At 47.6% G+C, this 10,113-nt stretch carries 7 protein-coding genes, 1 tRNA gene and 1 pseudogene; all 9 read right to left on the reverse strand.

What is annotated here, in order from left to right:
- Positions 1-324: 324 nt before the first annotated feature.
- The gene (locus tag AC19YT_RS24995; protein ID WP_169989239.1) at positions 325-1,659 is read right to left on the reverse strand and encodes a methyltransferase; all 1,335 of its coding nucleotides are present in this window, start codon (positions 1,657-1,659) and stop codon (positions 325-327) included.
- Positions 1,604-2,506 carry a hypothetical protein gene (locus AC19YT_RS25000; protein ID WP_153442752.1) on the reverse strand — a complete coding sequence of 301 codons (903 nt, stop codon included), beginning with the start codon at positions 2,504-2,506 and terminating at the stop codon, positions 1,604-1,606. Before AC19YT_RS25000 ends, AC19YT_RS24995 begins: the two co-directional genes overlap by 56 nt.
- A complete protein-coding gene (locus AC19YT_RS25005) occupies positions 2,503-4,494 on the reverse strand; it encodes an ORC-CDC6 family AAA ATPase (RefSeq protein ID WP_153442754.1) in 1,992 nt (663 codons plus the stop codon). The genes AC19YT_RS25000 and AC19YT_RS25005 overlap by 4 nt, the downstream gene beginning before the upstream one ends.
- 2 nt (positions 4,495-4,496) lie before the next feature.
- Positions 4,497-5,396, reverse strand: coding sequence for a phosphoribosyltransferase-like protein (locus AC19YT_RS25010; protein ID WP_153442756.1), 900 nt, complete (start codon positions 5,394-5,396; stop codon positions 4,497-4,499).
- A 164-nt stretch (positions 5,397-5,560) separates the two neighbouring features.
- Entirely contained in the window at positions 5,561-5,851 is a 291-nt protein-coding gene (locus AC19YT_RS25015) for a hypothetical protein (RefSeq protein ID WP_153442758.1), read from the reverse strand.
- On the reverse strand, positions 5,848-6,825 hold the full coding sequence (locus AC19YT_RS25020) for an integrase domain-containing protein (RefSeq protein WP_153442760.1): 978 nt from the start codon (positions 6,823-6,825) through the stop codon (positions 5,848-5,850). Before AC19YT_RS25020 ends, AC19YT_RS25015 begins: the two co-directional genes overlap by 4 nt.
- 907 nt (positions 6,826-7,732) lie before the next feature.
- Positions 7,733-9,055, reverse strand: coding sequence for a tyrosine-type recombinase/integrase (locus AC19YT_RS25025; RefSeq protein ID WP_153442762.1), 1,323 nt, complete (start codon positions 9,053-9,055; stop codon positions 7,733-7,735).
- Positions 9,056-9,227: 172 nt separating this feature from the next.
- Positions 9,228-9,303 (reverse strand) — tRNA-Thr (locus tag AC19YT_RS25030).
- 218 nt (positions 9,304-9,521) lie between these two features.
- A pseudogene (locus tag AC19YT_RS25035) lies at positions 9,522-9,995 on the reverse strand (IS3 family transposase); the annotation flags it as partial.
- Positions 9,996-10,113: the final 118 nt, after the last annotated feature.

Consider the following 10,113-nt stretch of genomic DNA (forward strand, 5'->3'; position numbering starts at 1 on the left):
AAACCCGCCAAAGGGCGGGTTTTCGGGGCTTCCAGAGCATTCGGTGGAATGCAATGGAGCCTAATGTGGTGCGGCACCAGGAGTCGAACCGGAAGGTTAATACATGTTTTTAAAAAGTTTTTTATATATGGAAATTGCGTGCTATCCCTTCGAGTACCTTTTTCCATGGCAGGAATGGTTCGGTCTTTTTAAATAAGATTTATATGCGAGATGAAAATAGCAGGGGATGCACCGTTGCGGTTATGGAGTTCAGAACAGCTTGTGAGATTTTGATGAACATGTCGGTAGAGCCTAAGCATGCCTAATGCATGATTTTTTGGCGGCTTAGCTTATAGCAGCAAAAAGAGGCGATAAAGACTCGGAAGCTAATACGTCGCTGCGAACGCCATTGAGTACTGAAACTTTCTTTCCCCAAGTCATTGAGGTATAGACCGATCTCTCAATGCTTTCGCAAGTTTGGTAGTCAAATCGCTCGTAGGATGATTTGTAGGAAATAAATTCAGCAGGGTAAATCTTTGATAAATCGAAGTGCGGAAGCTGTTTTAATGTCTCAACTTGAATGAATTTTGCACCTGCACCCTTTAGAAGTATTGATTTCCCATCATCATTTGCTAGCAATACTCTTAGATAGAATAGTACCTTGAGTGCGAGTTCAGGAAGCGGCTGGATGAAAACTATGCAATCAGTGCTGGTAGGAATAGCGCTAGTTGGATAAAGACCAAAGGAAAGATGAGCATTCCTAGATACGCGCTTTACCCCCACGCAAAGTAACTCATGAGAACTTTTGTGATAGCTGCGCCATCCCCCCCCTTCGAAGGAGTCAGAATGGTTGTAGCCGAATTTCTTGTAATCTTGCCTGATGGGGCCTCGACTAATTTTGCAAAATGTCGAAAGGGGTAGCGTACTCGAGGTCAAAAGTCTTTCGAATTGGAAGTTGCCCTGATAAAATGAATGGTCTAAACGATATCCATTGCGTATGAAGTCCTGATTTGTAATTTTCACTTCTGGGTTGCCATCGGTGCTTCTTAATGTTAAGTCTTTTTGTTTGATTCCTTTCTTGAATACCAAAAGATAAAATGCGCCTTCGATGTTAGAGAAGGATCTAGCTGGTAATTGATAGGCATAAATAAAAGCCCCGCGTGAAACAAACCATTCGCGATCTTTTTGTAGTCTAGTAGAATTAACTAGCGTATCTGGAACTATAGCTAGTAGAGTGCCGCCTTTTTGAAGTAGGTCGACACACTTCTTGAAAAATATTAGTTCTATAGGCCATTTCCTACCCTCATGATTAATCCATTTTTCGGCTCTGGCAGAAAAGGGAGGGTTGGTTATAATTAGATCGAAACTATCATCAGGCCTATCTTTAGACCAAGAAACAAAGTCTGCATTAATTAGGGATAGATTATTATAAACTGCTCGTATAGCCTCTAATCGTTTTGCATCAATATCTACCAATGTCAAGCTCTCATTGAGTTGAGAACTATAAAGTGCGTCCAAAAGTGCACCTTCACCTACAGCAGGGTCCAGTATTTTCTTTGCGGAGCTTGGAACGTGCTTTTTTAAAAGCTTTACGACCGCATATGGAGTTTTATGAAAATGCAATTTACGGAACCATGTAGTGATAGTAGTGACGGCGTCCGATACCCCGACTGCGTTCACTGCGCTTTTCCGGCTGATCATACAGCAGACGCGTAGAGTTCGGATTTTCGAGCATTAGTAATATTGCTGCTAGAGAGTTTGGCTTTGTTCCCAGAGGCACTATGTAATTGATTGTTTCGGAGTCGTTAGCTTTTACCTTGTAAAGGGATCGCAATGCATCTGTACAACTACTGGCACTGCAGTATCCAATTCTGCTGCTAAAAGATTGATCATTGAGTGCCTGTAGGTTTCTACGTATAGATTTGACCTCCCACCCTGGTCTAAAGGCTGGTAAGCCAAAGTAAATACGCGCCTCATCACTAGATACATCGTATGTCTCGATAGCATTTTGGAGTCTACCACCTTCAAAGCCTACGAAAAAAATAAATCTTCGAGCAAGCTCACTGTCTACCGGCATGGAGATGGTTGGTATTCCGGTACCCTCAAAACCAGATATTTCGTCGGATAACGAAAACTCCTCATGTTCAAGGGTGTTTTTTGCGCCCGCTGAGTACTCAGCAGGTTCAACATACAAGATTACAACTTTCAGCCCTTTTAAGTGATGTAGCGATTTTAAAATTAGCGCTAACTCAGGAATGTCTAAGCTGGTAGAGTCAATCATGACCGAGTTTAGAGGTATTGAGTCAAAGTATGAAGCCAAGTCGTGGCACTCAACTGCCTCCTCGCCTACTTTCAAGTCAAGAGAATCTTTCCGGTATTCAATGGTTAGACTTTTCTCGCACTCTTTTTTAAATAACTCAATTGAATACCTTGAACGATCATCAATGCCAATGCCTGCGATTCCAAGTGAAAATTCATTCGGAAAAGAGTATTCTTCTTCGCTATAAGCAGACCGTATGTCTATCATAATAAGGTTGCTTGTTTTGGTTGGCTTAAAGAGTCATCAACATTCGACAGGCGCAATTTTTTTCTGAGATCGGGAGTCACAGCAGCCTCACCAATCAGATACATTTGGCGAAGTGTTGATGCCTCAATCTCAATTTTTCTACCTTTGCGATAACTAATAAGGAAAAAAGGTGAGTATACGGGGTTCAATACATAGTCATAAACAGCAGCGGACGCGCTAGATTTATTTTTTGTGGATTCTATTGCTTGAAGAACTCCCCACTTTTCCGCCTCTTTAAAAAATTTGTCGTCTTCTTCAGTTAATGCGCTGTCATCCTCTTTAATTCCAAAGTGGGTGACTTCTGTCTCGCTTTGTGTTTCCTTGTCTTGGCAAAGCTGAAAAACCCTGCCTAAAGCTTTCACGAAGTTACTTAGCTGAGAGCCTAGAGGAGTAAATCTGGTAATCTCTTTGACCAATTCCTCACTGGTACTTTTAGCGGCTAAATGTTGAAGTCCTCTGTCGATTATAAAGCTTTCGGTTAAGGTCGAGTCGTCCAGCAAACTAAATGCACTTTTGCAAAGCTCCAGAAAATGACGGACATTTTTTCCGGAAAGCGCGGAGTAAACGTCGAAGCCTGAGTAAAAAGTGCTGCCCGCTTTATGAGAGCGAATTATTCTTAAGTAGCAGCCGATAAAGTTGTTGTGCTCCCAAGCGGTTTTGTTAGTAAATTTATTGTCTTTGTTTTGCTCCAGCTTTTCTAATTCGAACCTGATCTGAGCTGGGTCTAGATTTTTTCTGTACAACAGTGATGAACATACAATAGAAGCTTTTCGATTAGTGTTTGAAAGGAAATCTTCAACGCTTAGAGGTGAGTGTCGCTGTATTAGAGCGCGCTCTATTTCGGCATATAATTTTTTGTAATACCTTGAGGTTTCAAAAATCTCATCTGCGAGATCCTGATGCGTTCGACCAGGGAATATACCCTCGACAATCTCCCGGCAATGCTTCTTATATTCGGCAGTGAATCTATACGGCAAGCCGTCAGGGTTTGAACAAGCGTTTAAGTCTATTTTTAACTCTTTCGCTAAAGTCGGTGAGGCTTCGCTTAATTTCTTTAAGAAAATCTCGGAGACGAAATCGTCGAAACCACTTCGTTCAATTTCCGAGTCTAGATTTACAATAGTGTAATCCGCTCTGTTTTCTAATCTTTCTTCGCTTAATGTCGCTGTCTCTGACATTCCGTTAAGTTTTATGGCGATGTTGAATATTAGAGGTGGCTCGGAATGCTTAATTCTGGTGTTTATAATTTTTTGTTGATAGCCCAATAAATTTTCGTATTCGTCAATGTATACAAAAAAAACTGTAGCTTCAAGACCTGGAATTTTTTCTTTTGCGGCTTCTACTAAGTAGTGTAGGAATGATACGGGTAGCTTTTCAAGCTCGCTTATCCCGCTTACATTTTGGATAATGCTGTCGGTTTTTCGAATTCTACTTTGGATTTCGCGCAGAACGCTATTGAAGTCTGATTTTTCAAATCCAAAATCTAATACGCCTTCGAAGTCTACGCTGTCAGTGTCACTTTTATGGACCTGCTCATAGGCGCTTTCAGCAATTAGTTTTATACTTGATAGAACTTCAAGTCCTAATCGGAGATTTAAGTAGTGGTCGAAGACAGGTGACCAGTCATCATCCGTCATCCCACGTTTTTGCATAATCCTAAGGAACTGTGTATCTGCCTTCCAATAGAGGCCAACACTTTCTGCCGCGTTCTCTGGTAGTTGAGTTCTGTTGGGAGAGAATTGACTATGGTAGGATAGATAGCGCAGTAGCATAGTTTTGCCACTGCCGCGACCACCCTCTAGTCTTATTGGCATGGTGGATATGAGCTGAACTCGATTGAAAAATCTTGGAATGACAAAGTCACTCCAAACATCTTTACCCAAATGCTCTGACCTGTTTTTTGTCAGTGAGTGTTTGACTTGCGATATTTCAGATGTAGAGTCTTGCATGGTTAGCGCCTCACCAATGGGTAAAAAGAGTCACTTTCATACCAATATAGCGGTAGGCTAGCATTGGGAGTCGCATGGTGATAAGAAAATGTTAAGGCTAGAGAGTTGTAGCCAGTTGCCATTTTACTAAATAGTCTTTTGTTAATGTATTTTTTTGCTACTTTAAGGTATAGCGTTTCTAGATCTTGTATCTTGGAGAAGCGTTCACTATTAAAAAGACTGCTCTCATTGCCAATCTTTTCGACAGGGCTAACATTGATGTGTGGGTGTTCTTCTTTTATTCTTTTCAGGCCATCTTCGTGTGCAAGTAACGGAATGTAAGAAAAATGGATGTCGGGATATTTGTGCAGCTCATAAAGCGTAAAAAACTCGGATGCTTGCTGGCCGCTTGCAAGCACATCATCGATAAATACAAAGGACGTAATTCCTTTATCTACATGATCTTTTATCAACCATGGCCATATCATATAGTTTTCATTGATTCCTAGTTGTCGCTTATACATTCTGGCAATCGAAGGGCCACTTTTAGTTGGCGGGTCGAGGTCTCGAATGACTGGGACTATTCGAATTGGTTCGATGATGTTCTTTGAAGTTAGGACTTTTAGATAATCAATCCCTTCGAAAATTTCCAAAGGGTTATTATATTTTGCGTTTGGTAATGAACATTGTAGGGCGCTAGTCAAGATGGATGCTGTTTGCGCCTCTGAGCGAGAAATCAGACTTTCTAAAAGTATCGCAGCTAATAGTTTTTCTTCAGGCTCTGTGAAATTGCCCAGCCAATTATCTAAGTCGTTGCTGCTTATAGAGTCCCAAATTCTTTGGTCAATTTGGAGTTTGGCATACTGCTTGACCTTCAAAGCATATTCGGGCGCCTCGTCTAGCAGATCCTTGTATGAAGTCATACTTATTCCTTTAGGCTCGGTACTAGACAGGTTAGGGGTGACCCAAGTTTGGTTTTTCTATGAGATCTTGGAGGTCCATTCCCATTGCGACTCAAGGGGAAGACAGCGCATTAGCGCTTTAGCCTAGCAAAATGCCATCCACGAATCCACCGCCTAGGTTCTCTCTATAGATGGGGCGAAGGAAATCTAAATCGCCACGATTTTCCTAGTCGAATAACAATCAGCTCCACGGAGAGAATGTAGGAGTAATGCGTCGGCACGGCATGCATTTTTCTGCTTTCCTCCAGAAACCAAGCAAGGTGCTTTCGCTGCCAGGTCCATGGATTGTTTCGTTGCCAGCGCTTTGCAATCGCTACTTGGATAACCTTTGCTTGACGGGTGTGGCGTTGGCGCGTGGCATGCGACCCGGTCAGTACGCCCGCTAGGAAAAGCTCTATATCGAATGGCTGGCTCATGGCCGGCCACCGATGTATGCCGTTACCACGTCGGTACGACCGTGCCCCAGCTCATAGCTGATTTGTGCTCGAGCCTCCTGATCAAGGTTTCGGTCGAGTTGATAGCAACGACCTCCCTTGATGGGCGCTAGATGATCGGTTATTTGCTCATAGCGTTCGCATGCATAGGCCGCCCGCAACTCGTGGAAGCCCTTAAGGTTATTCTTATGGAGGATGTCTCGCGCAGGTCGGACGATTTCTTGTTGAAAGTCCAAGTAGCTTTCGTTGGGCGCGAGCAGGTTGCGGCTACCGTCGGGCGAGAGCTGTTCGGCAAACCTCAGTGCGTCGCGAATATGATCATCTACCCTGATCCAGCGAGGTGCCAATGCACCTGAGCGGCCACCTTTAGTGCCATCCTGGATGTTGATCTTGCCGAATTGTTCGGCCTCACGTTTTAGACGCGGAAGATCGGCCAAAATGGCCTCGCGCAAGCGCATTCCGGTGGCTCGTGCCAAGTGCGCTATCGCTGCGGCACGTGGGTACCGCTCGCAAAGCGTGTCGACGATCTGCATTACTTGTTCACGATCTTGACCTTGCGGGGCTGTTGTACGGACGGTAGTGCGCTGCATCCCCAAAGCCTTACTCGGACTCACCACCTTCACATACTGATCACCGCGAAGCGCCGCCAGGGTCCGGTTCACACTGGACAACCGATTTTGCGCAGTGGCGATGACGAGCTCACCTTGTTCAACTTGGTGACGCAGATGCCCGGCGTAGTCCAGCAACGTCTGCTGATCAATCTGTCGCGCATCATTAAACCCTGGCCCATTCTCCGAGCCACACCAGCGTACAAACGCCTGCCACCGATCACTGTGCGCCTTGACCGTCGCGTAATGCCCGCCGCCAAATAGATCTTTCAGCGCCCGCGGCCCGGCATAACTCAGTTGCCGGCCATAGCCAAAATTGCGCCCATCTCGCCTGCCCACCAATGCCATGATCAAACTCCTTCGAAGCCAGCTCTTAAAACCTTCCCCACGTCATCCCGCCACGAATGTTGAGTGTTATCAGGGATCAAGGCCCCTGCGACCTGTGAGGGTTGTCCACTAACGCGGGACTGGCGGCTCTTTACGACCGGGAGCTTGGGCATCTCATGATCTGACCTCCTGAACACTTCCAAAGAAGTGGGCGGGTGGAGGCTGCACTGGCTGACGAGACCGGCGCCGCGAGATCTTGAGTCGGGTGAAGTCAGTGACGAGATGACCGATGCATGCCTGACTGTCAGTCAGGTGCAGTCCATTCCGTGGGCTGCGGCACCATCATTTGCATCGCTGTTGCTGGTGACTTCGGTGTTTGTCACGCCGATTGTCACGAGGGGGAATGCCGCAAAGCCTTGTACGAGTTGGGCTGCAGCAGCGGTAGGAGCGCCCGTCTCTTTCCGGAAGAAAGAGACGGGCGTAGGTTGGCGCAATGAAATGGCCAAGCGGATAGGTTGCTGCAGGGCAGCTATGAAGGGGGATGAGTTGCCGCAGTGGCACTCTGGTAGAAGTAGGCATCCATCACATCGCTGTGACCGTGCGAGCCGCCGGACGCTAATCACACTTTGGGAGAACCACCATGGTGTGGCGTAGCCTTAAAGGTTCTGGCTACCTGGGTTGCTGTCAACGACAGCGCTTTGCCCGATCTTTTCTACGCCTATGGATAATTCGGGTCAAGGCTCGAATTTTCGGGAGCTCTGCGGCTGTGGATGAAATTATCCACCGGTGGAAATCAGTGGTTTTCCACAGACAGTTACGTGGGCTTTAGATTTTTTAAGTGAGGTCCATCCAAGCAGGGCGGCTTTGCAGCCCTGTTTGGATGGACCCGCGTGGACAAGCGGATCACTGAGATACAAAGACCGAGCGCTTACTCAGTTGCGCCACGTTTTGCCTTTAAGCGGGTGACGTTCGGTCCAGTCTGGTTCGCGAATTCGTGGGGGGTGACATGCTCCTGTCGATTCGTCTCAAGGTACCGGCTCCACCAGTTCATGATCAATCTGCGCTCTTCAATGAATTCGGCCTTGTGGATGTAAGCGGCGCGGACGTTGTTGCGTTCTTTGTGGCTCATCTGCCTTTCAATGGCGGTCTCGGACCACAGTCCTGACTCAATCAGTGCGCTGCAGGCCATCGAGCGGAAGCCATGGCCACAGATTTCGGTTTTGGTGTCGTAACCCATATTTCGAAGCGCGCTGTTCACCGTGTTTTCAGACATCGGTTTCGACGGGTTGGCATCGCCTGCAAATACCAGGTCGAATTCGCTGGTGAGGGTGCGGATCTGTTCAAGAAGGGTCACGGCTTGCGGCGATAAGGGTACAAGGTGGATGTCCCCGGCCATCTTCGTACCTCTTGTTGAAAAGGGTACTCCATCCAGCGCGGGTCGAGTGTCCGGTATCTCCCAGGTGCCGCGCTTGAGGTCAAACTCGCTCCAGCGGGCGAAGCGCAGTTCGCTGGAGCGGACAAACACATGTAACGAGAGCATGACTGTCAGCCGAGTCAGCGTTCGTCCTTTGTAGGTGTCGATGCGCTCCTGCAATTCAGGGAGACGCGATAAGGGTAAAGCTGGGCGGTGAACTACCCTCGGGGCTTTGATCAAACCTTCAAGGTCGGAGGCAGGGTTTGCCGCGATCTGTCGAGCACGTTTTGCCTCGCGCATGATGCTTTGCAGGTAGTTTTGTACCCTTAAAGCGACGTCAATCGTGCCGCGTTTCTGGATCGCTTCCAGAGGTTGCATCAGGTCATGGGTGTCCAGATCGACAATAGAGCGAGCGCCGATCAGCGGGAAGACATGGGTTTTGAGACGGCTCAGGACGGTCTTGGCATGGCCCGGAGCCCATTTGGCAGACATCGCTTTGTGCCAGTCCAGTGCGGCGCTTTCAAAGGTTCGGCCTTTAATTGCGGCCTGCGTCTTGGCTTGGTGTTTGGTCTCTATGGGGTCGACGCCTTCCGCCAGCATGCGCTTGACCTCCAGGCGCTTCTTGCGCGCATCGGCGAGGCCAACCACGGGGTAGTTGCCAAATGAGGTCAGTCCTTCACGACCATCAGGTTTTACATACCTGAAACGCCAGCCTTTGCGGCCATTGGGTTGGACTAAAAGGTAGAGGCCGTCGCCGTCGAAAAGCTTGTAGGCGCGGTCGGTGGGCTTGGCTGAACGGCAAGCCGAATCGGAGAGTGGAGCAGTGGTGCGCGACATAAGGGTACTCCTCCCTTTATCGAATGACCTTACCCCTATCTTTATCCTTAAAACGGCTGGTATCCATAAGATTTTGGCGGAATCCGACGGAACGCCAAAACGAAAAAACCCGCCAGAAGGCGGGTTTTTCGGGGGTTTCAGAGATTTTGAAAGCCTTCTCTGGAACCTTGGATGGTGCCGGCACCAGGAGTCGAACCCGGGACCTACTGATTACAAGTCAGTTGCTCTACCAACTGAGCTATACCGGCGTGTTAGGACGACGATTATAGCGATTGGCGGGATTCTGTAAACCCCTGAAATCTGACTATTTTTAGCTGGCTCTGCCGCTGCTCGAAACCGCCTCGGTTTGACGGGTATCACCGTCGCAATCACCTGAACTGTCGAGACCACCAGAACCGCTTAAAACACTTCAACACTCTCCTAAGCTTCGAGTGACATTGCGTGTGAGTGAATCGCCCCGGGTTCTCTAGACACCTTGCAAGCTCATTGCGTGACGCTTTTCAAACTCTACCGGTGACAGCTGATTGTTGAAACCATGTCGACGTTTTGAGTTGTAGAACATTTCGATGTAATCGAACACATCGCTACGAGCATCTTCACGTCTGGTGTAAATTTTCCGCTTGATCCGTTCTCGTTTCAGAAGCTGGAAAAAGCTCTCGGCCACGGCGTTATCATGACAGTTGCCTCGACGACTCATGCTGGCAACCAAATTGTTTGCCTTCAAAAAGCTGCGCCAATCGGAACTGCTGTACTGGCTGCCCTGGTCGGAATGAACCATCACCTCTTGCTTCGGTTTACGCCTCCAAACCGCCATCAACAACGCATCAATGGCCAAATCACTGGTCATCTGCGACTTCATTGACCAACCAACGACCTGACGAGAAAACAGATCCAGCACCACTGCCAAATACAGCCAGCCTTCATAGGTACGAAGTTGAGTAAGAGACAGGGCGTAGTCGGGCTATCTCCCTATCTCTCCTCACCGAACCGGACGTGCACCTTTCAATGCATCCGGCTCTCCGTTTAAACGCTGGCGAACGCCATAGCCACTTCAGTGA

This window comes from Pseudomonas sp. MF08875 (genome assembly GCF_059862525.1).